The sequence below is a fragment of the Alkalibacillus sp. S2W genome (assembly GCF_046764385.1).
In the GTDB taxonomy this organism is placed as follows: domain Bacteria; phylum Bacillota; class Bacilli; order Bacillales; family Alkalibacillaceae; genus Alkalibacillus; species Alkalibacillus almallahensis.
Genome location: NZ_CP177234.1, coordinates 2,661,874 through 2,687,232, shown reverse-complemented (window position 1 = coordinate 2,687,232; position 25,359 = coordinate 2,661,874). Strand labels below are relative to the sequence as shown.

Genomic DNA, 25,359 nt, shown 5'->3' with positions numbered 1-25,359 from the left:
AGATTGCATTCTTATCTAACGAATAGTCTGTTAGATTCTACTTCCAATACGAAACAATGAATCGACATTTCGAGTAATTCGTTTAAGAATTTGCTCGGAATGTCGTTTTATAAACTTAGATAGAAAATCTACAATTACGAGCAAAAAATCAATCTTACTTTTAAATCAATAGTAACTGTTATATAATAGATTAAGAGAGTATTACTATTAAATAAAAACTACAAGTATAGGAAGATTGACATGAGTGATGAACAAAATAATACAGACGTCATCCTAATTGGTGCAGGCATTATGAGTGCGACATTAGGCACAATGTTAAAGGAACTTGCGCCAGATTGGAATATTAGAGTGTTCGAACAATTGGATACACCAGGTGATGAAAGCTCGAACGAATGGAATAATGCAGGAACAGGACATGCGGCATTATGTGAGTTGAATTATACGAAGGAACAAGCTGATGGATCAGTTGATATTCAGAAGGCGATTAATATCAATGAGCAGTTCCAGGTGTCTAAACAATTTTGGTCCTATCTCGTTAATCGTCAGCTATTAGAAGATCCACAAGAATTTATAATGCCACTTCCACATATGAGTATGGTGCGTGGTCGTGACAATATTGAATTCTTACGGAAACGTTATGAAAAAATGTCGAACCATCCATTGTTTGATACGATGGAGTTTTCTGAAGATCCAGAGCAATTGAAAGAATGGTTCCCGCTTATCCTAAATGGTCGCCAAGATCAGGAACCGATGGCTGCGACGAAGATTGACGGTGGCACGGATGTGAATTTTGGTGCTCTAACGCGTAAATTGTTTGATCATCTGACGGATCAAGGCGTTGATGTCCAATATAATCAGAATGTCGATGATCTGACTCAAAATGCGGATGGTTCTTGGGATGTAAAAGTTCGCCACTTAAGATCAGGTGATATCCAACATCATTCTGCGAAATTCGTGTTTATTGGTGCAGGTGGTGGAAGTCTGCATTTATTACAAAAGTCTGGTATTCCTGAAAGTAGAGGCATTGGTGGTTTTCCTGTTAGTGGATTGTTTATGGTTTGTAACAATCCAGATGTGATCGAAAAGCATCAGGCGAAAGTGTATGGGAAAGCCCCAGTTGGAGCGCCACCTATGTCGGTGCCTCACCTTGATACACGTTATATTGATGGTAAGAAGACGTTGTTATTTGGTCCGTTCGCCGGCTTTTCACCTCGCTTCTTAAAAACAGGTGCTTTAAGTGATTTAATGACATCTGTTCGTCCAAGCAATATGTTTACGATGTTGTCAGCGGGTGCTAAGGAAATGGGCTTAACGAAATATTTAGTTTCCCAAGTGATGCAGTCAAAAGAACAACGCATGGAGACATTACGTGAGTTTGTTCCTGAAGCGAAAAGTGAGGATTGGGAGATTGTTGTAGCTGGTCAGCGTGTTCAGGTGATTAAAGATACTGAAGAAGGCGGTAAAGGGACACTCCAATTCGGAACAGAAGTCGTCAGTTCAAGTGATGGAACGATCTCAGCTTTATTAGGTGCATCACCTGGTGCTTCGACAGCAGTAAATGTCATGCTGGAAATTATGGAAAAGTGTTTCCCAGATTACATGGATGATTGGAAGCCAAAACTTCAAGAAATGATTCCGTCGTACGGTTCAGAGTTGCGTAATGATACAGAGTTGATTCGTCAAGTTCATGAGACGACTGACGAGACGCTTGGTTTAAGTGAAAAAACAGTTCATCAATAGTTAATCATAGAAGGCCTTTACGTATTGTTAGTGCGTAAGGGCCTTTTGTATGAGCTTTTCATTTATTAGATGAATTCGCTAATTTATGAGATAAATAACTTTAGTTTTGAAATAACTGATCTCAGTTATTTCGAAACTTAAAGGGATTATTTAAAAATTTAGCGCGGTGCTCTATTAAAGTTACTGTTAACTAATGACAATAATATGGACGTAAGTTATAATAAAGTAGTTCTCAATCACCTTTCATCTAAGAAAGGGGTTTTTTTGTGATTACATTACATAATGTCAGCAAACAGTTCGAATCGTTCGAAGCGATAAAGAACGTCTCATTAAGTATTAAATCAGGCGAAATCTATGGCATTATTGGCGCTAGCGGTGCAGGCAAATCGACGTTGATTCGTATGATGAATTATATCGAAAGGCCAGACGAAGGTAGTGTGGTCATTGATGGTGAAGCGTTAGATCAAGTGAAGCATAAACGAATTCGTCACATCCGTCAGTCGTTAGCCATGGTCTTCCAAGGGTACAATCTCGTTGGAAACAAAACGGTCTACGACAATGTCGCTGTGCCGCTTGAATTGTCTAAAGTGCCTAGGAGAGATCGTGCGGAACGCGTATTAGAAAGTTTACGGTTTGTTGGTTTAGAAACATTAAAAAATCAATATCCTGGTCAGTTAAGTGGTGGTCAGAAGCAACGAGTGGCCATTGCACGCGCATTAGTAAATAATCCGAGTGTGCTCTTGTGTGATGAGCCGACATCCTCATTAGATCCGAATACAACCGCAGAAGTGCTCGAGGTCTTGAAGCGGATTAATGAGCGATTAGGGGTCACCATCGTAATCGTCAGTCACGAGATGGAGGTTATTAAAAGTCTTTGTCAGCGTGTTACGGTAATGGCTGATGGTAAAGTATACGATACTGTAGAGAATAACCCAACAGGCGTACAGCATATGGAGCATAGTGCAGAAGGATTTGTAAAACGGCTACGGTCAGGTGGTGACGCAAATGATTCCTGATGTTTTAGTCGAGTATCAAAGCGAAATCTGGGTGTCCATCGGTGAGACCTTTGTTATGGTAGGGTTTGCGATTTTAGCGGCCCTATTAGTAGGTCTTCCAATCGGAACATTTCTATTTCTGTGTCGTAAAGGCCAGCTACTCGAAAATCAGTTTGTGTTCTCATCACTTAATTTAATTGTAAATCTAATTCGCTCTTTTCCGTTTCTATTACTTGTCATATTTATGGTTCCTTTCACACGATTTGTTATGGGGACGGCAATTGGAACAGTAGCCGCGACTTTACCCATGATGATTATTGCGATGGCGCATTATTCCCGTCTAGTGGAGCAGTCACTGCTTGATGTGCCAAAGGGTGTCATGGAAGCGGCTGTATCGATGGGTGCGTCAATTAAGGATATTATTTTTAAATTTCTATATGTTGAAGCAAGGTCAGCACTTGTGTTAAGCATGACAACATCAACAATCAGCTTTATATCGTATTCAACGATTATGGGCGTTGTTGGTGGTGGCGGAATTGGCGACTTTGCCATTCGTTATGGCTACCAACAATTTCGCACTGATTTGATGATTTATGTCATCATTATTATTTTGGTATTCGTTCAATTCATCCAATACGCTGGCATTACGTTAGCTCGAAAAATTGATAAACGATAAAGGGGAGTTTCAAATGAAAAAATGGTTATTAATCATGATGGTTACCCTTGTGACAGTATTAGTTGCATGTGGTGGCAGTGATGACAACGGTGAAAATGCAGATGAATCAACAAATGATTCTTCAGAAGAAACGAATGAAAGCAGTAACAGTGAAGGTGAGACACAAACATTGCGTGTGGCAGCTGTTGAATCACCCATGACAGATGTTGTTGAGATTGCAAAAGAAAACTTAGCTGAAGAGAATATTGAAGTTGAAGTCGTTGAAATGGGTGACTATATTCAGCCGAACGAAGCACTTGCGAATGAAGAAATCGATGCTAACTTTTCTCAGCACGTCCCGTTTATGAAACAATATAATAACAATCAAGACGCTAATTTAACTGAAGTTCAACCGATTTATTTCGCGAATTTCGGTCTTTATGCGAAAGAATATGATAGTCTAGAAGCTCTTCCGGATGATGCGACGATTGGTATTGCGAATGATCCATCCAATATTGATCGTTCCCTTCGATTATTAGCAGCTCATGACCTGATCGAAATGAAGGATACAGACAGCGAACAATATGGGTTAGAAGATGTTAAAGAAGATTCTCATAACTACAGCTTTGAGCAAGCAGGTATTGCGGCTTTAGCTCGTTTGTATGAAGATGTTGATGGGGTTATCTTGAACCCAACGCATGCTGGCAATATTGACTTAACACCAGCGGATGATGCTCTAGTAACAGAAACAGAAGATAGTAAATTCGCGATTACATTAGTTGCGCGTGAAGATAATGCTGACTCAGAACTTATTCAACAATTAGCTGAGGCGATGACGAGTGAAGAAGTGCGTGAATTCTTAGAATCACGTGAAGGCGGCGCATCAGTTCCTGCATTCTAATATAATCATGCTTAATGGTCCCTCTAGCATATAGTGATGCTAGAGGGATTTTTTTGCTTTCAAAATGGTGACATCATATTTGCTGTAACGCCTATTCGATGATGAGTCATCAAATTTGAAAACCTTATATTAAAGTAAAAGGAGCGATGAGTATGCAATATGAAGTAGCAACAATGGTTTATGGGGATGTGACAGGTGATGGCGTGTTTGATGTTGTAATCGTGTGGGGATGGCATAAGCCTGATACGCCTTATTGGGAGGGGTTAACGATTGATGTTCAAAATGGGGTTACAGGCGAGATAGCTCGGCAACCTCTCAGTCAATCTGAAGGTTATGATCCAAGTATTTGGCTTGGCGATGTAACAGGTAATGGTGTCGATGATATTGTGTTAACGATTCAAACAGGAGGCAGTGGTGCCACAATTAATGCTTATGTTTTTCAATATGAGCCTCAGCGGTTAGCGACGTTATTTGATAGTGAACAATTTCAGAATCAGTATGCTTATCAAGTCAATTATCAGGATCAATATCTTGTGCATGTATTAAGTCAGAGTAACCAAGAGCTTTATAGTATAGATTTATCGTTGCGACCTAGTGAGTATTTAAACGAGATTTATGATCAAGACGGTGTTCTGCTAGAGCCGATTGAGGGATGGGTCAATCCAATGAGTGGATTGTATCCAGTCGATTTTGATGGCGATGGTGTGTACGAACTAATGATTCTGCAACGAATTGCTGGTCGTTATAATGCTGATGCGATTGGTTATGTTCAAACGGTTCTGGATTGGCAAGACAATTATTTTGAACTTAGTCAACAATATGTAGAAGTATTTGGTCAACCGAATGTTTAATTCACTTCAAATCTTTAACCCTTTAATGTTTCACCTCAAAACATTCCATAAAGCGAATTTTCGAAAAAATCATTAAATCTTGAATAATTCTAAGCAATCGAAACAATACGGTAGCATTTATTAAGTTCCTAACTCTTAGTTTGGCTCATCACGAATAAGCTTGTTGAATGATGATTAATCAAGCTTAAACCTGTTTGATAAAAAATGGTGCGCTCGTTATGATTAATTATGGAAACAATCGTTAACCAAAATTTGAAAGGAGTCGTTACCATTAACACTCAAACAGCTACTTTGAACCCGACTGATACACTGGTGCTTGAGAAGCCAAGTGTTGAAGATGGGTCAGCTATGTGGGAACTTGTTAACAACTCGTCTTTAGATCAGAACTCAGCATACAAATACATTATGATGTGTGAACACTTCGCAGAAACATGTGTTGTAGCGAAGGAAGAAGGCAAAGTGGTAGGCTTTGTCACCGCATTTATACCTCCAGAAAGGCAAGATGTCGTGTTCGTTTGGCAAATTGGCGTCGATTCATCACAACGTGGAAAAGGACTGGCGTCGAAAATATTAAACGAACTGTTTGATCGTGATGCTTGCCGTGATGTCCGCTATTTAGAAGCCACGGTTACTCCATCTAATGAAGCATCCCAAGCTTTATTTAAGAAATTCGCAACAGAACATCATACGACTTGCGAAGTAACAGAATGCTTTTCAAAAGATTTATTCCCGAGCGATGAACATGAAGCGGAATTAAGCTTTTTGATCGGGCCAATCGAAAAATAAGCTTACTTTGATCGTTCGTTCGGTGAAATATTATATACACCAATATACCCGCAGGGGTAATTTAGGGGGATTTGATTGTGACACGTACAGATATGACTATTTTTGAAAAATACGAATCAGAGGTGCGCAGTTATTGCCGTAGCTTTCCGACAGTGTTTCATGAAGCTAAAGGCTCTAAAATGTGGGATGAACAAGGACATGAATATATTGACTTCTTCTCAGGCGCTGGTGCTTTAAACTATGGACATAACAATGAGACCATGAAAGAAGCATTAATCGATTACATTAAACAAGACGGCATTACACATTCGTTGGATAAAGCAACGACTGCAAAAGGACAGTTTATTGAAGCATTTAATGACATCATTTTAAAGCCGCGTGAAATGGATTATAAAATGATGTTCCCAGGTCCGACTGGTACAAATGCTGTAGAGAGTGCCTTAAAACTAGCACGTAAGGTAACAGGCCGCACGGATGTCATTAGTTTTACGAACGGTTTTCACGGTATGACAATTGGTTCACTGTCAGTGACAGGTAATGCAATGAAACGTAAAGGTGCAGGTGTGCCACTTGAGCACGCGGTAACAATGCCATATGATCGTTTCATTAGTGAAGACTTAGAGACATTAGAATATTTAGAGCGTTTCTTAGAAAACGGTGGTAGTGGCGTTGATATTCCAGCGGCGATGATCGTAGAAACAGTGCAAGGTGAAGGTGGTATTAACGCAGCGCGCTTTAAATGGTTGAAGAAATTAGACGAGATTTGTAAACGTTGGGATATTCTCTTAATCGTTGATGATATTCAAGCAGGAATTGGGCGTACAGGCACATTCTTCAGCTTTGAAGAAGCAGGAATTGACCCTGATATTGTCTGCTTATCGAAATCATTAAGTGGTTACGGCTTACCACTAGCGATTATGTTAAGCAAGCCTGAACTTGATATTTGGCAACCTGGTGAACACAATGGAACTTTCCGTGGTAATAATCACGCGTTTGTGACAGCAACAGCCGCACTTGATTATTGGAAAGATGACCAATTCGAGGCATCGATTAAACAAAAGGTTGATGTGACACATGAATTCTTACACCGTCTCGTTAAAGATTATCCTGAATTAAAAGGGACGGTAAAAGGTCGAGGCTTGATGGTTGGGATTGCATGCGAAGATGAAGGCATGGCGGAAAAAGTGGCAGCTCAAGCGTTTGAACTTGGCTTAATTATGGAGACAGCTGGTGCGAATGATGAAGTGTTTAAGTTATTCCCAGCTATGACAATTAGTGAAGATGAATTGAAACAGGGTCTAGCGATTATTGAAGAAAGCGTGAAGACGCTAGTGAAAGAACCTGTATTAAACTAAATCACAGAAAAGAAGTCTGACGTACAACTAAATAGTTGCGTCAGACTTTTTTATGGTTTGTTGAAACCAGGTATCCCAAGACTTCTGATTTAAATGGTGAAGACGATCGGATGAAAGTGGCATGGTATTAGAAGAGATGCCAGCACCACCTATTGCTATTTCCAGTTCTGGATAGTGATGAATAAATTCCTCGATTCCCTCTTTTAATTTACTGAGTTGCTCATCATCAGGGTACGTAAGAGAAGTCACGATTAATTTAATATCATTTGACTCAAGCACATGTGTGACATGGTCTATTGGTGTATTTGCACCTAAGTAAAGTACTTCCATCCCTTGTTTTCGTAAAAATAAACTGAACATAAGTAAGCCAATATGATGGAGTTCGTTTTCAGGTGTAAAAGCAAGGGCTTTCGGTAGTGAATGATCAATAGGTAATATTCGTAAAAATTCTGTACATCGTTGCATGATGAATTCAGAAGCAAAATGCTCTTGAGCAACGGACAATGTGCCTTTCTCCCATTCATCTCCGATCTGATGTAATATCGGTACAAAGATATGATGGATAACATCTTCATAATCGTACTGAGAAAAAGCGAGGTTTATGGTATCATTCGCTTCTTTCGTATTGAACCCAGTTAGATGGTTATAAAGCTTGTAAATCGTATCAGAATATTGACTGTTTTGAGTGTTATAAACAGGCGTTATCTCACCATCTTGTTCCTCCCATAGCCTCACTGCATCACTAATTTTATAGTTTTCAAATTCGGTTTTATACTTAAGCCATTTTAACAACTGAACATCTTCGTCACTGTATATTCGATGCCCACCTTCGCTTCTGGAAGGTGAGACAATATGGTAACGGTTCTCCCAGGCGCGAATGGTGACTGTTGGGATTCCAGTTAACTCTGCTACTTTTTTAATGGAGTACATAATTCCTCACCTCATATTTATTATACATAAATTATACAACATAAGGCAAAATAAATATCTGATGAGGTGTATTTAATATTTGGAACGCGTATGACATTAGGGATTATATCACTCCTATATTTAATTTGTGACCTTAAATTCCCTTTTATAATGATTGCAGATCAGGTCTTTGCTGAGGTCAAGATATGGATGAATTCTTTCAATATCCTTGCTGTAAGCCCCCAAATGACCCGATTTTCGTAATAATAAAAATGTTCTTCAATTTGAAAGGTTTGTTTCGTATAAAGCGACTGATTCGGGACATCGCTTATTGGAAACGCCTCGTCGGGTTCGATCGCCATATTCATATAATGAATGGTTGGCTCGTTTTGTAAAAAGAAGTGAAGAGGAACAGTGAATACATCGTCAACTTCACCAGGGTTAAGCTCAAATGATGACTCAGACGTATTTGTTAATAGGCCAACATAAACATGTACGTTCAATCCAAAGGGTGTCTGTACCCAGCCGAGTGATTGTGTATAAAGAAGCCCATCTTGATCAACTCCCAGTTCTTCATTAAGTTCACGTAAAGCAGCCTCATTCGCGTTGTCATCATCTTCATCTACTCGCCCTCCAGGAAAGCAAATCTCACCTGGTTGAGTTCTCATGGTTTTCGAACGGACTTCAAAGAGTATATGCAAACCGTCACTTTTTTCAATAAGTGGCAAAATGACAGCTGACTCACGTGGTTTATGTGGACCTAATGATGTGGGTTGGTGATGTTTCAGAATGTGATGAATATTGTCTGCTTGCATGACTATCCCCTTTCTTCCTGTTTCTTCTAGCATAACGGATTCATAATTAGTTTGCATGAACTTTGATATGAAATCAGATGATGTCGAATTACGTAATAAATTATAGAATGAGTGAGAATTTCACCGTTGAATGATGTTGACAATAGTTGAGCGATGTCAGGTTGGGTTGTTTAAAATTTTTCTTTATGTTAAGGTTTTGAACGTATGTCGCTAGTATACCATCAAAATATTGGTCAAGGATTCCCTACTAGTATGTGAACAGTGCAATTATTTCTAAGAAAATGTTTTATAACGGTAAATAAGGGTATATCGTTATGTATATCATATTTTAACTGACATACTAGGTAATTCATTGACACCAGATCAAACTTATAAGGAGGAGAAGTTTATGTCAGCGAAACCAAAAGGAATTACTTCCTTTAGTAAAGCTGTCAAAACACCAGCATTTATAATTTCAATAACAATAGGTTTGTTATTTGTTTTGGCAGGTGGATTTTTACCTGGATTTGATACTTATATTAATAGTGCTTACAATTGGATCATCGAATATCTCGGTTGGTCATTTATTTTAGGTGCTAGTGCTTTTATTATTGTAACCGTCTTTTTAATTTTAAGCCCGTTAGGTGAAATTAAGTTGGGTGAAGATGATGAAAAGCCGATGTATTCCACGCCAGCGTGGTTTGCGATGTTATTCAGTGCTGGTATGGGTATTGGTTTACTTTTCTGGGGTGCATCAGAACCAATTAATCACTATGATTGGCCTGCAAATGGTGGTGAAGGTGGTACAGCTGCAGCCCTTCATGATGCTCTTCAATATTCATTCTTCCATTGGGGCTTACATCCATGGGCGATTTATGCAGTTGTAGCATTATCACTAGCGTATTTCTCTTATCGTAAAAACTTACCGATGCTATTAAGTTCAGCGCTAGAGCCATTAATTGGTCGTGACAACTTAAATGGTTTCTGGGGAAATACGGTTAATATTATCGGTGTATTCTCAACATTATTTGGTATTTCGACATCACTTGGTTTAGGTGTTATGCAAATCGGTGGTGGCTTTGAGAGATTGTTTGGTATTCCAAATGAAACAGGTCTTTGGATGGTTATTATTGCAGTTGTGACAACATTAGCCATTCTTTCAACGACTACAGGTATAGATAAAGGGATTAAGTGGTTAAGTCAGGCCAACTTAGGTGTTGCCGGCATGCTACTAGTGTTCGTCTTTATCTTAGGTCCAACATTATTTATTTTGGAAGCAATGACACATGGTACGGGTGGTTATTTACAAAACCTATTCTCCATGTCTTTCGGAATTGATGCAGCAGGCGAAGGTGCAGATGGCTGGTATGATGCCTGGACGATTTTCTACTGGGCATGGTGGATTGCTTGGGCGCCATTCGTAGGTTCCTTTATTGCCCGTGTCTCTAGAGGTCGTACAATCCGTAGCTTTGCAATCGGCGTGCTGCTCGTACCAACGGCTGTCAGTATTTTCTGGTTCAGTGTCTTTGGTGGTACGGCACTATATAACGAGCATTTTACAGATAATAGTATTATGGATGCTGTCATGGAAGATGAGGCACAAGGGTTCTTTGCAATGCTAGAAGGCTTCCCATTCTCATCAGTGTTAATTGTGATTGCGATGATCTCATTAACAGTATTCTTTATCACATCGTCTGACTCTGGTACGTATGTCATTGGTATGTTAACGTCGAAGGGTAACATGAACCCACCAATCGGCTTACGTATCACTTGGGGAATCATTGAAGGTTTATTCGCCGCTGTACTATTAGCAGCAGGCGGACTAGAAGGCTTACAAACAGCTTCCTTAATTGGTGGCTTCCCATTCATGGTTATCATGTTCCTGATGATGTATAGCTTGATATATGCCCTTTATCAAGAACTCGATGATGGTTCACTACCACGTGAACGTCAACGTATTTATCAAGCACTTGAAGACCTTAGCGACGAAAATAAAGTTGCTGATGACGTCATTACAGACGAATACGAGCAGAACAATAATTAATCGAATCCAACACTTTAACCTCTCAGCTATTGCTGGGAGGTTAAATTTATTGGTTAGACTTTCAGGATATGTATTAGGGTTCTTGTTTAAAAAGTAAAATAGGACGATTAGAAATGAAAGATCGTGGCGGTTTGTTATATAATAGAGATGAGTTCATGATTATTTATTGATCACGGTAGATTTTTGTCGATTAACCATATACACTATGACTAGAGATTGACAGCAATAAAGGAAGGTATGAGCGCATTTATGAATATTTTAATTACGGGAGCGACTGGATTTTTAGGGACACAATTAACACAGAAACTCGTTAATGATCATCACCATGTCTATTTATTAGTTCGTAACCAACAAAAACTCGAACCCCTCTATCAATCACTTACAGATGAACAACAAGAGTTAGTACACGTCGTCGAAGGGGATTTGTTACAAGAAGAGTTAGGTATAACACCTGAAAAGAAAGCAACTTTACTTGGACAAATCGATGCGCTATATCATACAGCAGCTTATTTATCATTTGATGAGGCGGAGCGAGACCTTGTATTTGATATAAATTTACATGGAACTAAACGAGCATTGGCTTTTGCGAAATCGATTGGGATCAAGACGTTCATCCATGTCAGTACGGCCTATACCCTAGGTGAGGCAACAACAGGTTATGAAACGCTTCATCCAACAGACGGAGCTTTCGTCAATACGTATGAAGAAAGTAAGTGTTTTGCAGAGCATGAAGTGATGGCAGAACAAGACAATCTTAAGACAATGATTGTAAGACCCGCTATTATTATTGGCAATTCTCAATCAGGCGAAGCTGATACAACGTTTGGTTTATATGGCATTTTACGAACCGTCTATTTATTGAAAAAGCGAGCTCAACGGAAATCAGATGACCATATTTTCCACTTGTTAATAGAGGAAGACACTGTTTCAAATTTGGTACCTGTCGATTTTGTCATCGGGGTACTCCATGCGAGTCTAACGCATGGCCAAGCAGGAACGATTTATCATGCGACAAATCCGAATCCCCCAACAAATGGTGAAATATTCACAGCTATTAAAGAGGGCATGGATTTTGATCAAGTTAAGATTGTGTCTTATAATGAAAAAGATGAATTGTCAGAAGAAGAGCAACGTCTTAATCAACCATTAGAGGTGTTTAAGCAATATTTAAACCGATCCATCACATTTGATCGTACGAATGTTACAGCCTTATTAAATCAGACGAATCAAAAGGATTTAAATATGGATCATGACATGTTACTGCGAATTGTTGATGGATTTTTAGAAGATCTATAAAGCTAAGACATGTTTGTATTTCATTTTTGGAGGAGAAATGAAATGGAATTTCAAAGACAGCAAGGATCAAAACCCCTATATCAACAGATTGAATCCTGGATGACTGCACAAATTGAGAATGGAAAATGGGAAGGTGGCGATCGCTTACCACCAGAACAATTCTTGGCTAAAGAAATGGATGTTAGTCGTGGTACCTTAAGAAAAGCTATCCAAAGATTAATGAAGCAGGGTTTGTTAGAGCAAAAGCAGGGTAGTGGGACTTATGTTAGGCAACAAAAGATCTCTTATCCCTTTGCGCAAGAGCTGATTTCCTTTGCTGAAGCTATGGAAATGAAAGATTATAATTTTGATACAGACATTATTACACAAAAAATTGTTCAACCACCAGAATGGGTGCAAAACTATCTTAATATTAGTCTGTATGATCTAGTGTTTTATATTAAACGTGTGAGAAGAATTGACGGTGAGCCAGCGTTGATTATAGAAAGTTGGATTGCGGTTGATCGCTGTCCTGGAATTGAACGAGCTAACTTTAATCAAGATGGGTTGTTTAAATCAATTGAAATGTTTTCTAGCTCGCCAATCTCATATGGTGTGCGTAAGTTTGCGGCGAAAGCTCTAAATGCTGAAGAAGCGAAATTACTGAATTTGACGATGGGTGATCCAGCGCTTCATTTAAGTCAGCAAACCTTTAATTCATATGATATTCCTTTAGAATGCTCACAAATCGTCTTAAGATCTGATCAATATGAATTAACATCTGTTTTAAAACGTTAAAAAAGGTCACCTCATCTAAGTTAATTAGACGAGGTGACCTTTTTGTTATGAAGAATGGTTTTGGTTTTTACGTTGTTGGCGTTTCTGGCCGCCTTGTTTATTGTGTTGCTTATTGCGGTTTTGGTTATAGTTGCGGTTACGGTTGCCGCCTTTGTAACCTTGACCACCACGATTACGGTTATTTTGTTGACCTTTGGCTTTTTTCGCGCGTAATGGTTCAACAGCTGTAAGTTTAACCGGCGTTTGGCTCGGTTCTTTTGTTAGAAGTTTGATCGCTGATGATACAATATCAACAGCTTCTTCTTCTGATAATAGGCGTTTCGCTGCTTCTTGGTAGCTTTCACCTTCATTTGCCCAGATCGCCTGGCGCAACTGTTCAACGGCACCTTCTTGCAATCCTTCTAAAACAGCTTCATAAGATGGGATTGGTTTTTTATCAATCTGACGCTTAGTTAATTTTTCGATTGATTTCAAATGATCCATTTCACGAGGTGTAACGAATGTATAAGCATTCCCTTTTTCACCTGCGCGTCCTGTACGTCCTATACGGTGAACGTAACTTTCAGGATCTTGTGGTAAATCAAAGTTATAAACGTGTGTCACACCTGAAATATCTAAACCACGTGCAGCAACATCCGTTGCCACTAAAATATCAGTCGCTTGTTCTTTAAAACGGCGAATGACTTTCTCACGCTTAGATTGCTGAATGTCGCCATGAATTCCTTCAGCTGAATAACCGCGTTTCATTAGGCCTTCAACGAGTTCATCAACACGTTTTTTCGTACGACCAAAGACGATTGCTAGTTCAGGTGATTCAATGTCTAATGAACGGCATAAGACATCAAATTTCTGGTTTTCTTTAACGTCGTAATAAAATTGGTCGATATGGTCAACGGTTAATTCTTTTGATTTCACGCGCACAATCTCAGGTTGTTGCATGAATTTCTCAGCTAGAAGTTGAATTCGTTTTGGCATTGTGGCTGAGAATAACAATGTCTGGTGCTCAGCTGGAATCTCTGCCAAAATCGCTTCGATATCTTCGATGAAGCCCATATTAAGCATTTCATCAGCCTCGTCAAGAACAGCTGTATGAATGTTTTGTAGTTTAATCGTTTTGCGACGGATGTGGTCGAGTAAACGACCAGGTGTCGCGGCAATAATTTGTGGACGGCGTTTTAATGCTTTGATTTGTCGATTAATATCTTGGCCACCATAAACAGGTACCGTTTTAACACCTTTGTTTTGGCCAATACGATTCAATTCTTCGCCCACTTGGATCGCTAATTCACGCGTTGGCGCAATGACGATCCCTTGAATATTTGGATTGTTTGGGTCAATTTTTTGGAGCATTGGTACCCCGAATGCTGCTGTTTTACCCGTACCGGTTTGGGCTTGCCCAATTAAATCTTTTCCTGCGATTGCGGTTGGAATCGCTTCTGCTTGAATAGGTGTTGTTGTTTCAAACCCCATATTCTCGATGGCTTTAAGCACATCGCTTTCAATGTTCAATTCACTAAATGTTTTCAAACTTGTTCCTCCTAAAAATGATTCTTTCAAATTTTATCTTTAACAATAATGTTGATGTCATTTACCATATAGCTTTGTTCATGAGCTAATAATATTTTGTTTATTTAATATTCATTTTATCCGTATACATAAAAAAAGTAGCCCATTGTAAATGAGGAAAAAAAGTGCCTTCCACCATTTATTAGTAGCCACGTAACTTTTCTTCATATCAATAGTTGTTAAGACGATTAATTATAACCCGTATTATGGAAAAAGTCAATCATGTATGAAATGTACCCCATCGTTATCACCAACTTCACTGCTGATATGAAATATTTTTGGTATAATAGCGTTAAATTATTAGCTCTGTTAAAATCCGTTGTTGATATTGTGATCCGCTCTCGGTGGACGCTTTCCGCGGGCACGGCTCGAGCCTCCTCGGCCGCTAAAGGAACTTTGGCTAAGTTCCGGACGTCCTGTCCGAACGCCGAAGTGACCCACATCCTGTGGGCCTCTGGGGGTCTCGAGACACGTGCTGTTCCCGTGACGGCCCGGACGGCCTAATGTCGACGTTGGTCACAGGACGTGACCGAACTTAGTCGACCAGGAGTCGCCACCTTCGCTTCTCACAATTCAACAACTATGAGCTTATAAATAAATTTCAAGGCAATACTAAACTTTAACAGAGCCAAATTATCCTAAAGGAGATTACAGTATGCTACAAGTTAATTATTCAGGCAATTTATCTGACGTTTTAACGGAAAACAAATGGCAAGAGCTCGAATCCATTCATTATAACTTATATGAAAAACAAGGGAAGGGGAATAGCTTCTTAGGTTGGCTAGACTGGCCAAGCCGTTCAACAGATGAGTGGATTAATCATATTCAACAAACAGCTGAACAAATTCAACAGCAAGCAGACGTGCTGATTGTCATTGGAATTGGTGGATCTTATTTAGGGGCCAAAGCAGTAATTGAAGCATTGAGTCCATACTTTAAATCTGAGCAAGAGTTTGAAGTGATCTTTGCTGGCCAACATGTAAGTGGCGCTTATCTTAAACAACTGATGGCATATGTTGAAGATCGTGATGTCGCGTTGAATGTGATCTCTAAATCAGGTACAACAACTGAACCAGCCTTAGCGTTTCGCTTCTTACAGCAGTATATGGAAGAGCGTTACGGCGATGAAGCGTCAGAAAGAATTTACGTCACGACAGATTCGAATAAAGGCGCCTTACTGGATTTAGCGACTCAAAAAGGTTATCAGCGTTTCGTTGTTCCAGATGATGTAGGCGGTCGTTATTCTGTTATGACAGCCGTAGGATTACTTCCGATTGCAGCCGCTGGGTTTGATATTCGGTTACTACTTGAAGGTGGCCAAGCAGCGGAAGTTGAATTAAGTGAATTTGGTCAGGAGAATCCAGCTTTACAATATGCAGCTTTACGTCATCACTTATATGAACAAGGCTACACGAACGAAGTACTCGCAACATTCGAACCAGCCTTAGCATATGTACAAGAGTGGTGGAAACAACTCTTTGGTGAAAGTGAAGGGAAAGAACATAAAGGCATTTTCCCTGTGTCTGTCACGTATACAACTGATTTACATTCCTTAGGTCAATATATCCAAGACGGAAAACGCAACTTATTTGAAACGTTTATGATTGTTGATGAAGTCGATGAGGATCTTCAAGTTTTAGAAAAGGAAAATGACGCTGATCAACTCAATTATTTAGCGGGAACATCGCTTCATGAGTTTAATTTAGTGGCTTATCAAGGTACGTCACAAGCCCATTTATCAGGTGGTGTGCCACAAGTGACTATTCGCATACCTGAATTAGATGAGTATCACTTAGGCTACTTGCTTTATTTCTACATGTTGTCATGTGCCTTTAGTGCTTATCAGTTAGAGATTAATCCGTTTGATCAACCTGGCGTTGAAGCGTATAAGACGAATATTTTTAAACTGCTAAAGAAACCAGGGTTTGAGAATTAACGATTAATTAAGAAACTGTGTGATTGCATTAGCAGAGCTGGTGTTGAGTTTATGTTGAAAGGACCAAGCGTAATGTTTTGATGAAGCGTCTTTTAAGTGAAAAACCCGAACGATAAAATCGTTCGGGTTTAATTACCTGAATCTATATTGGCATATCTTCTTAACGTAACTGATAAAGCCGTGCTTCATAAGGTTTAAATGTTTTAGAAGATTGATTAGTGTTACTTAATAGTTTTAACGCTGTGTCATAGTGATCGAGATAATCAGTCTCGACCAAAGACGGGCTTAAATTGCATATAATTAAAAACTGTTCATCACCTAATGTACGCGTATAAGCAAATAATTGTGGATGTTCGGCTAAGACGAGGTCGTATTGACCATAAATTAGCGTTTCATGCTTTTTGCGTAATGCAATCATATGTTTATAAAATGATAAAATAGAATTCGGATCGTCTTGCTGATCTTCCACATTAACGGATAAATAATTTGGATTCACTTTCAACCAAGGATCCCCTGTTGTGAATCCAGCGTTTTTACTTCGGTTCCATTGCATCGGTGTGCGAGCATGATCACGGCTGGTAATGTTTAGCGTGTTGATAATTGTCTCTTCGCTAACGCATTTCTCACGCTGGTTGCGGTAATAATTGTGATCTTTAACATCATTGAATTCGTCAATTGAATGAAAACAATTATTCGTCATTCCAATTTCTTGTCCCTGATAAATAAAGGGTGTTCCCTTCATGAAAAAATACATCATGCCTAAAGCAGTTGAACATTCGAACCAATACGTCTTATCATTTCCCCACGTTGAAACCGAACGTGGAATGTCATGATTTTCTATAAATAATGCATTCCAACCATCTGTTTCTAGTGTTTTTTGCCAGCGAGTGAGCACCTCTTTTAATTGCGGGACATCGACACCTGTTTTGCCTTCTTGGCCCCAAAGATTTAAATGCTCAAACTGAAAAATCATGCTAAACTTACCTTCACTTTTCCCAACCCAGCGATGTATGTCTTCCGTTCCAACTCCGTTGGCCTCTGCGACAGTCATCACGTCATAATGTTTTAGCGTATGATCGTACAATTCTTGTAAATGGTCATGAATCCCATCGACGTTCATCATATGTTCCCACGGTGGCTCAGAATCACTTTTGGCATCTGGTAAGTCCTCCGTTTTCTTCATATGAGTAATGGCGTCGACTCGAAATCCATCGATCCCTTTATCAAGCCACCAGTTCATCATGTCATAAATCGCTTGTCTAACATCTTGATTTTCCCAATTTAAATCAGGTTGCTTCCGGGAAAAGAGGTGTAAGTAATATTGCCCAGTTAACTCATCGTATTCCCAAGCAGGTCCACCGAAAATGCTTTGCCAATTGTTTGGTTGATCAGCCCAAATATACCAATCCCGTTTAGGATGGTCACGACTTTGGCGCGACTCGATAAACCAAGTGTGTTCGTCACTCGTATGATTGATGACGAGGTCGATGATGAGTCGCATGCCGCGCTTGTGCGTTTCATCTAGTAGTCTGTCGAAATCATCTATCGTGCCAAATTCAGCTAACACCGCTTGATAATCACTAATGTCATAGCCGTTATCATCATTAGGTGATTCATAAAACGGAGATACCCAGATGACATCGATCCCTAAATCTTTTAAATAGTCCAATTTTTTGATGATACCCTGTAAGTCACCAATGCCATCATTATTTGAATCGAAAAAGCTACGTGGATACACTTGATAGGCAATTGCCTCTTTCCACCAAACTTTGTTTTTCATATGATCGTCCTTTCTATGTTAGCCGCTTACATGACCCACGTTTGATCAGTGTAGACGGTACGATGATCTTCTTTTTCTCTATGTCAGGTTGATTGATTTTGTCAATAAGTAGCCGATTGGCTTCGTACCCTAAGTTATAAATCGAAATATCGACTGATGTGAGAGGTGGTCGAAGATGTTCAGAAATCTTGTGATTGTTAAAGCTAACAATCGAGACATCTTCAGGCACAGTCATTTTTAATTCTTCTAAATAACGTATCATCTCGTATGCAACGAGGTCATCGTGAGTGACAATCGCAGTTGGTGGTTTTGTCATCGTCATTAAGTCAATGGTTGCTTCACGGCTCAAGCTTGCGGTTTCTTCCTCATTGATGAAATAGCGTTCATCAAACGGGATGTTAGCATCGGCAAGTGCTTGTTTATAGCCTTTTAAACGATCTTGCGACACAATATAATCTAAACCACCTCCGACAAATGCGATCCGCTTATGACCGAGATTGATTAAATAACTAACCGCTTCTCGAGCATTGTCAACGTTGTTATTATCGACATACGTGAATTGATCCGGGTTTTCAAACGGTCGACCGACAATCGTAAACGGAATAGAAGATTGAGCTAAGTAATTCATGGTTGCATCATTTTTACGTGAATATAGTAAAATAATACCGTCAACCCGTTTGCCTTGCACCATCGACACCACTTCATCATACACTTCTTGTTCAGTGCCGCCAGTCGTTAGGTACAAGCCGTATTGATTGTCGTGAGCAACTTCCGAAATGCCGCGTAGTACTTCAGGGAAGAACGGGTTTTGAAAGGATAAGGTCGCTGAATTAGCCATGACAATGCCAATCGTGTTCGTTTTATTACTCACTAAATTACGTGCTTGAAAGTTTGGATAATAGCCTAGCTCTTCCATTACATCACGCACGCGTTGCTTCGTTTCTTTTGTAATCCGTGAATTGTTCGCAATAACACGCGATACTGTAGAAGGTGATACATTTGCTTTTTTCGCAACATCTTTGATTGTAATTGTCACCATTGTCACTCCTCGATCTTATTTCACCGCTCCATCTGTTACCCCTTTAATAATAGCGCGTTGAGCAAAGAAGTAACCGATAATAACTGGCAAGATAGCTAAAGTTAAACCTGCCATAGCAAGATGCCACTGCGTTGTATATTGGCCGAAGAAATAAAACATTCTAAGCGGAATCGTTTCACTTCCAGGGTTATTAATGACAAGAGATGGTAATAAGTAATCGTTCCAAATCCAAATCGTATTCAAAATACCCACCGTTACTGTAATGGGTTTTAACATCGGGAAGATAATGTACCAAAAAATTTGGAATTTGCTAGCGCCATCAATCCGTGCTGCTTCATCCAATGTTTCCGGTATATTATTTAATGCACCGTGGTAGAGAAAGATTGATAAACTTGATCCAAAACCAAGGTACATAAAGATTAACCCACCACGATTTAATAAATTGACTTCACCGAATAAGGAAACTAACGGTATCATAACAGATTGAAATGGAATCAGCATGGCTGAAATGAACACGAATAAGATTACAGTACTTAATTTACTTCTTGTACGTGCTAAAGCATAGGCAGCCATCGCCGAGAAAAATATAATGAACACGATGCTTAAGCCTGTTACTAAAACCGAATTAAACAAAGTTTGTAAGAAGTTCATTTCTTGAAACGCTTCAATGTAATTATCGAAATTGAATGAAGAAGGCGGGTTCAACGTTCCTTCGAATAGTTCGCGTTGTGACTTAAAGGAGTTCACAAACATTAAATAGAATGGTGCAAGCCAGATGATACCAAGAACAACTCCAAGTATTTCAAGACGCCATTTTTTCCATTTCATCACATTTGCACCTCCCGTTTTTTATTAAAGTACACTTGTACTAGTGTAATAGCTGCGACAACGATGAAGAAAATGACGGCTTTAGATTGCGCATAAGCAAATGAGTTTTGTACAAAGGCGGTATTATAAATCTCCATTGCGAGCATCTCTGTTGAGTTATAAGGTCCACCATCGGTTAAGGCTAAGTTCTGGTCGTACAGTTTAAATGTGTTAGATAATGTTAAAAACATACTGACTGTAAATGCAGGTGCAACGAGAGGAAACAAGATGTGACGAAAACGTTGCCAAGCTGAAGCACCGTCAATATGAGCAGCTTCAATTAAATCTTTTGAAACTCCTTGTAAATAGGCAATGTAAATGACCATGATATAACCAGACATTTGCCAACTCATGAGGATTACTAAACCCCAGAATCCAGTTGTTGTCGTTGATAGCCAGCCTTGCATTGCTTCAATGCCAAATGCTTGCCCAATATTGGCAAATACACGAATGAAAATAAATTGCCAAATGAACCCTAAAATAAGACCCCCGATTAAGTTTGGCATAAAAAAGACGGTCCGCAGTAGGTTATTTGTTTTAATTTTCGAAGTTACAATTAAAGCAAGTGATAAGCCGATTACGTTTATTAAAATAACACTAGCGATTGAAAATTTAATCGTAAACCAAAGTGAATCAATGAATCGTTCGTCTTGTAACGCCTTGATATAGTTTTCGAATCCTATGAAATCACCTGTTTCAATGCCGTTCCATTCTGTAAATGAATAGTATGTACCAACACCGAGTGGTAAGATGACAACGGTAATGAGTGCAAAGAGTACAGGTGTAAGAAATAGCCAATATGATAAATCTTTCGTACGCACAACAATCTCTCCCTCTTATTCGCTAGAAAACGAAACAAAGTAGCAAGGTTGCTACTTTGTTTTGAATTTCTAGTTTTAACCGTTATTATTCTGACCGTGAAGTTTCCCAAGCTTTTTGAGTTTCACTAATAATTTCATCCCAGCTCGCTTCATCACTTAAATACTTTTGAATATTAGCACCGAGTTGATCTTCTCCCCAACCTGTTGGGTAACCCATAAAGACCCAACCGATTGTTTGTTCATCTTCAGAGTACTCATAGATTGTACGTGATAATGGGTCAGAAACGTCTTCTGCATTATAACCTTCATAGGCTGGTAAGAAATTGAAATCATTGACGACTGCTTCTTTACCAGATTCAGAAGTGTATAACCAATCTAAGAAATCTTTCGAAGCTTGAACTTCATCATCATCTTTATTGCTATTTACAGCCCAGTACATTGGTACTCCAACTGGCAATGCATTCTCTTCATAGCCTTCTACTGGGATTGGCATCATATCAATACTGTCACTTGCAAACTCTGGGTCAATACCTTCGATCGATGGGTAAACCCAGTTTCCTTGTTGAATAATCGCGACACGCTCAAGTGAGAATAGCTCTTCAACTTGTTGTGAGTAGTTTAAGCTTACAGTGGGCTGAACCGAGTATTCGTTTTGTAAGTCAACAATTGACTTGTAAGCATCACCGTATTCAAAGTCAACACTATCCGCATTAAAAGCGTTCATCACATTGTGATCGAATTCAGGTGCTAAAAACGTGTTCGATAAATGTAGGCCTGTTACCCACTGTTCTGAACCAGGGAATGCAAATACAGCATCAAGTCCTAAGTCTTCTTTTTGGGAATCTAATGTTTCAACTGCTTCGACTAAATCATCGTAGCTTTGAATAGCTTCAGCATCTAGGCCAGCTTCTTCAAATACACGTGTGTTATAAATGAAGCCGTAACCTTCTTGGTTATATGGTAACCCGTAAACACCATCATCAACTGTGACACCTTCAAGCGTTCCCTGTAGTGCTGCATCAGCTGCTTCAGTATCAGATAGTTCGGCTAAGTATTCTTCCCAATCTTCAACGTCTTGTGGTCCACCGACGTTAAAAATCGATGGTTCATTACCAGAGTTGAAACGTGAACGGAGTGCTGAACCGTAATCCTCACCGCCACCAACGGTCGTGATATTGATATCGACATCTGGGTTTTCTTCTTCGTATGTTGTTGCTAATTCTTCAAATTGCTCACGGAACTCTACTTTAAATTGGAAAACGTCGATCTCAACCTGTTCACCATCACTACCACTAGATGATTCACCGTCATCCCCTCCGCAACCAGCAAGTAGACCGCCAGTCAACACTAATGTTCCTAATACGCCTGTGCTCCATTTCTTCCAATTCATTGAACAAAATCCCCCTAAATGAATAATAGTGAAAACGTTTGCACAAATGGGTAAAAAAAGAGTGTGCGAAAACGCTTTCATGTTTTGTAAGTCATATCTTATCACAATGAAAACGTTTGCGCAACGTTATTATTCAAAACATTTTCACAAGGCACTTAAGCATACCTTGTGAAAGGTGATTAGCCATCTAATACGAGCGATGCAGCGCCTAGCATGCCAGCATCATTTTCGTATTGAGCCGTTGTGACATGGATCGGGTTGAGTAAATGTTGTTCAAGTTCAGCGTGCAAATAATCGAACCAACGATCTGCTGATTCCGATACACCACCACCAATGACAACTGTGTCCATATCAAAAATTGCTTGTAGTGAACTTATGACTACGGCTAAATCGCTCGTGAATGCCTGAACGAGAGTTTCTGCCTTGGGGTCGTCTTTCATGTGTTCGAATAATGTTACAGGAGTGTAAGGTAAACCGGCTTCATCAATTCGACGTTTTAGTGCGGTGCCTGACACGTATTGTTCTGCGCACCCGTTATGGCCACATGGACATGGATGGCCGTGCGGATACAAGATTGTGTGGCCGATCTCAGCGGCTCCGCCGTTCGGTCCACCGCTTACAACATAGTCATCTAAAATAATACCACCACCTAATCCTGTGCCAAGTGTTAAACAAACGGTGCGTTCTGATGAGCGCGCAGCCCCAAGTTTAGCTTCAGCTAGGGCGGCGACATTAGCGTCGTTATCAACTTCAACACGGCGGTTGGTTGAAAGTTCGAGTTGAGCTTTGACCTCTGTATTTGACCAGCCAGGTAGGAGGTCAGTGGCATACACGACACGTCCCCGTTTTGAGTCTACAAAACCGTGTGTGCCAATCCCAATTCTCTCGATTTCTGGGTGCTTTTCTAATAAGGTTAAAACTTCTTTTTCTAATGTGTCATAAAGCGGAAAGCTCGTGGGCACTTTCGTATCGAGATGGACTGTATAGCTCTCGTCGACTATGCCGAAACGAATTTTTGTCCCGCCAATATCAATGCCTAGTACTTTCATTAGGTTAGGCCTCCTTAGCGTTTCGTAAGACGACCGCTTCATACGGCCGTAGTGTGTTGTCTGTTAAAAGGGTGTCATTGTAGTTTTGGATGATGATGTCACCACTTTGTATGTCGTTAAGTGTGATGGATTGTTCACTAAAGTTACAATAAATCGTCCAATATTCCTTGTCGTTTTCGCGAACATAGGCGAAAAGCTCAGGATGATTTCGCTCGATTAAGGTGAAATCCCCTGTCGTAATCACATCATGTTGTTTCCGAAGCGCAATCAGCTGTTGATAATAACGATAAATAGATTGGTCGTGTCTAAGGTCGTGTTCAACATTAATCGTTCTGTAGTTTGGATTGACTGAAAGCCAAGGTGTACCAGTCGTGAAGCCTGCATTATCCTCATCTGTCCACTGCATGGGTGTACGCGCATTATCACGGCTGACGTGGTGGATTTGATCTAATATCACGCTTTCTTCAACGCCGGCTAATCGCTTTTCCTCGTAAGTATTTAAAGTTTCGATGTCGCGGTAATCGTTAATTGATGGGAAAGCGACATTTGTCATGCCAATCTCTTCACCTTGATAAACGTAAGGTGTACCTTGCATCATATGTAAGCAAGTGGCAAGCATTGTAGCAGATTCATAACGATACGTCTGGTCGTCGCCGAAACGTGATGTGATTCTTGGCTGGTCATGGTTATTCCAATATAAACTGTTCCAACCGTGCTCGTGCAAAGCTTGTTGCCATTTATTTAAGTTTTCTTTTAAATCGATTAAGTTAAGTGGTAGATAGTGAAACTTATCGCCCGGTGCATGGTCTAAATCCATATGTTCGAACGTGAAAATCATATTGACTTCACGGTTAGCTGGATTTGTATAGATTTGTGCGTCTTCAGGTGACGTGCCAGGCATTTCACCAACTGTGATGCAATCATAATGTTTCAGCACTTCATTGTGCATCTCACGCAAAAATTCATGAATGCGAGGGCCGTTCATAAAGTAAGGACTGCCATCACCACCTTCAGCATTTGGTAAGTCAGGATGTTTGGATATAAAGTTAATGACATCCATTCGGAACCCATCAACCCCTTTTTGTAGCCACCAATGCATCATGTCATAAACCGCTTCTCTAAGCTTAGGGTTTTCCCAATTTAAATCTGGCTGTTTTGAGCTAAATAAGTGCAGGTAGTATTGACTACGCGTTTCATCAAACTCCCAAGCTGGACCTCCGAAAATGGAGTTCCAATTATTCGGTTGATCACGCCATATATAAAAATCAGGACGTTCTTTAAACCACGGATGTTCATCAGAGGTATGGTTAACGACTAAATCCATAATAAGCTTCATCCCACGTTTATGAACTTCCTCAAGCAACCTGTCGAAATCGTTCATCGTCCCGAAATCAGCATGGATTTGGTAATAATCTCTTATGTCATAACCATTATCATCATTAGGGGAGTCATAAACAGGACTTAACCAAATGATTTCAACTCCGAGATCGTTTAAATAATCAAGCTTTTGGATTATACCTAGAATATCGCCAATTCCGTCACCATTCGAATCGTTAAAACTCCGTGGATAAATCTGATAAACCGTCACATTTTGCCACCATGATGTCATCAAATACCTCCTCCATATGTATGGATGCGATTTCATTGCGATTATTATAACACCTTTTGAGCGATTGTCGAATGGTTTTTAGAAGTTATTGAGGGAGAGGGGTTAATCAGAATTTAATTGAAGTTAAATCATTTGTTGATTATTTATAATTTGTAAGAAAATCGTTACCATAAATAAGCCCAAATAATGTTAGACTGTA

21 protein-coding genes are annotated in these 25,359 nt (G+C 39.7%); 11 read left to right on the top strand and 10 right to left on the bottom strand.

Features of this window, described 5'->3' with window-relative positions; genetic code table 11:
* Positions 1–189 precede the first annotated feature (189 nt).
* From ACKXGF_RS13855 to ectB, 7 genes are all read left to right on the top strand, one after another.
* The gene (locus ACKXGF_RS13855; protein ID WP_411955601.1) at positions 190–1,740 is read left to right on the top strand and encodes a malate:quinone oxidoreductase; all 1,551 of its coding nucleotides are present in this window, start codon (positions 190–192) and stop codon (positions 1,738–1,740) included.
* Positions 1,741–2,006: 266 nt separating this feature from the next.
* Positions 2,007–2,756, top strand: coding sequence for a methionine ABC transporter ATP-binding protein (locus ACKXGF_RS13850; RefSeq protein ID WP_411954279.1), 750 nt, complete (start codon positions 2,007–2,009; stop codon positions 2,754–2,756).
* Entirely contained in the window at positions 2,749–3,411 is a 663-nt protein-coding gene (locus ACKXGF_RS13845; protein WP_411955600.1) for a methionine ABC transporter permease, read from the top strand. Before ACKXGF_RS13850 ends, ACKXGF_RS13845 begins: the two co-directional genes overlap by 8 nt.
* Positions 3,412–3,424: 13 nt before the next feature.
* Entirely contained in the window at positions 3,425–4,291 is an 867-nt protein-coding gene (locus ACKXGF_RS13840) for a MetQ/NlpA family ABC transporter substrate-binding protein (protein ID WP_411954278.1), read from the top strand.
* Positions 4,292–4,443: 152 nt separating this feature from the next.
* A complete protein-coding gene (locus ACKXGF_RS13835) occupies positions 4,444–5,142 on the top strand; it encodes a VCBS repeat-containing protein (protein WP_411954277.1) in 699 nt (232 codons plus the stop codon).
* A 228-nt stretch (positions 5,143–5,370) separates the two neighbouring features.
* Complete coding sequence (gene ectA, locus ACKXGF_RS13830; RefSeq protein ID WP_411954276.1) at positions 5,371–5,928, top strand: diaminobutyrate acetyltransferase; 558 nt, start codon at positions 5,371–5,373, stop codon at positions 5,926–5,928.
* Between the two features lie 77 nt (positions 5,929–6,005).
* Entirely contained in the window at positions 6,006–7,283 is a 1,278-nt protein-coding gene (gene ectB / locus ACKXGF_RS13825; protein ID WP_411954275.1) for a diaminobutyrate--2-oxoglutarate transaminase, read from the top strand.
* 27 nt (positions 7,284–7,310) lie between these two features.
* Here the strand turns inward: ectB and ACKXGF_RS13820 are convergent, their stop codons facing one another.
* Both ACKXGF_RS13820 and ACKXGF_RS13815 read right to left on the bottom strand, forming a co-directional pair.
* Complete coding sequence (locus ACKXGF_RS13820) at positions 7,311–8,213, bottom strand: MerR family transcriptional regulator (protein ID WP_411954274.1); 903 nt, start codon at positions 8,211–8,213, stop codon at positions 7,311–7,313.
* Positions 8,214–8,374: 161 nt separating this feature from the next.
* Entirely contained in the window at positions 8,375–9,007 is a 633-nt protein-coding gene (locus ACKXGF_RS13815; RefSeq protein ID WP_411954273.1) for an NUDIX hydrolase, read from the bottom strand.
* A 388-nt stretch (positions 9,008–9,395) separates the two neighbouring features.
* On the opposite strand from ACKXGF_RS13815, the gene ACKXGF_RS13810 reads away from it, so the two are divergent.
* The 3 genes from ACKXGF_RS13810 (at position 9,396) to ACKXGF_RS13800 (ending at position 13,103) form a co-directional block, all read left to right on the top strand.
* On the top strand, positions 9,396–11,030 hold the full coding sequence (locus tag ACKXGF_RS13810; protein WP_411954272.1) for a BCCT family transporter: 1,635 nt from the start codon (positions 9,396–9,398) through the stop codon (positions 11,028–11,030).
* Between the two features lie 249 nt (positions 11,031–11,279).
* A complete protein-coding gene (locus tag ACKXGF_RS13805) occupies positions 11,280–12,326 on the top strand; it encodes an SDR family NAD(P)-dependent oxidoreductase (RefSeq protein ID WP_411954271.1) in 1,047 nt (348 codons plus the stop codon).
* 42 nt (positions 12,327–12,368) lie between these two features.
* The gene (locus ACKXGF_RS13800) at positions 12,369–13,103 is read left to right on the top strand and encodes a GntR family transcriptional regulator (protein ID WP_411954270.1); all 735 of its coding nucleotides are present in this window, start codon (positions 12,369–12,371) and stop codon (positions 13,101–13,103) included.
* 45 nt (positions 13,104–13,148) lie between these two features.
* On the opposite strand, the gene ACKXGF_RS13795 is transcribed toward ACKXGF_RS13800, so the two are convergent.
* Entirely contained in the window at positions 13,149–14,573 is a 1,425-nt protein-coding gene (locus ACKXGF_RS13795) for a DEAD/DEAH box helicase (RefSeq protein WP_411955599.1), read from the bottom strand.
* A 751-nt stretch (positions 14,574–15,324) separates the two neighbouring features.
* On the opposite strand from ACKXGF_RS13795, the gene ACKXGF_RS13790 reads away from it, so the two are divergent.
* Positions 15,325–16,605 (top strand): glucose-6-phosphate isomerase, encoded by a 1,281-nt coding sequence (locus tag ACKXGF_RS13790; RefSeq protein ID WP_411954269.1) that lies wholly within the window; start codon positions 15,325–15,327, stop codon positions 16,603–16,605.
* Positions 16,606–16,765: 160 nt separating this feature from the next.
* On the opposite strand, the gene ACKXGF_RS13785 is transcribed toward ACKXGF_RS13790, so the two are convergent.
* The 7 genes from ACKXGF_RS13785 to ACKXGF_RS13755 form a co-directional block, all read right to left on the bottom strand.
* Positions 16,766–18,385, bottom strand: coding sequence for a glycoside hydrolase family 13 protein (locus tag ACKXGF_RS13785; RefSeq protein WP_411954268.1), 1,620 nt, complete (start codon positions 18,383–18,385; stop codon positions 16,766–16,768).
* 13 nt (positions 18,386–18,398) lie between these two features.
* Entirely contained in the window at positions 18,399–19,421 is a 1,023-nt protein-coding gene (locus ACKXGF_RS13780; protein ID WP_411954267.1) for a LacI family DNA-binding transcriptional regulator, read from the bottom strand.
* Between the two features lie 18 nt (positions 19,422–19,439).
* Complete coding sequence (locus ACKXGF_RS13775; protein WP_411955598.1) at positions 19,440–20,252, bottom strand: carbohydrate ABC transporter permease; 813 nt, start codon at positions 20,250–20,252, stop codon at positions 19,440–19,442.
* Entirely contained in the window at positions 20,252–21,112 is an 861-nt protein-coding gene (locus ACKXGF_RS13770) for a carbohydrate ABC transporter permease (protein WP_411954266.1), read from the bottom strand. The genes ACKXGF_RS13775 and ACKXGF_RS13770 overlap by 1 nt, the downstream gene beginning before the upstream one ends.
* 85 nt (positions 21,113–21,197) lie before the next feature.
* Positions 21,198–22,502 (bottom strand): ABC transporter substrate-binding protein, encoded by a 1,305-nt coding sequence (locus tag ACKXGF_RS13765; protein ID WP_411954265.1) that lies wholly within the window; start codon positions 22,500–22,502, stop codon positions 21,198–21,200.
* A gap of 179 nt (positions 22,503–22,681) precedes the next feature.
* Positions 22,682–23,551: an ROK family protein gene (locus ACKXGF_RS13760; RefSeq protein ID WP_411954264.1), complete on the bottom strand. Its 870-nt coding sequence runs from the start codon at positions 23,549–23,551 to the stop codon at positions 22,682–22,684.
* Between the two features lie 4 nt (positions 23,552–23,555).
* A complete protein-coding gene (locus ACKXGF_RS13755) occupies positions 23,556–25,160 on the bottom strand; it encodes a glycoside hydrolase family 13 protein (protein WP_411954263.1) in 1,605 nt (534 codons plus the stop codon).
* Between the last annotated feature and the right edge of the window lie 199 nt (positions 25,161–25,359).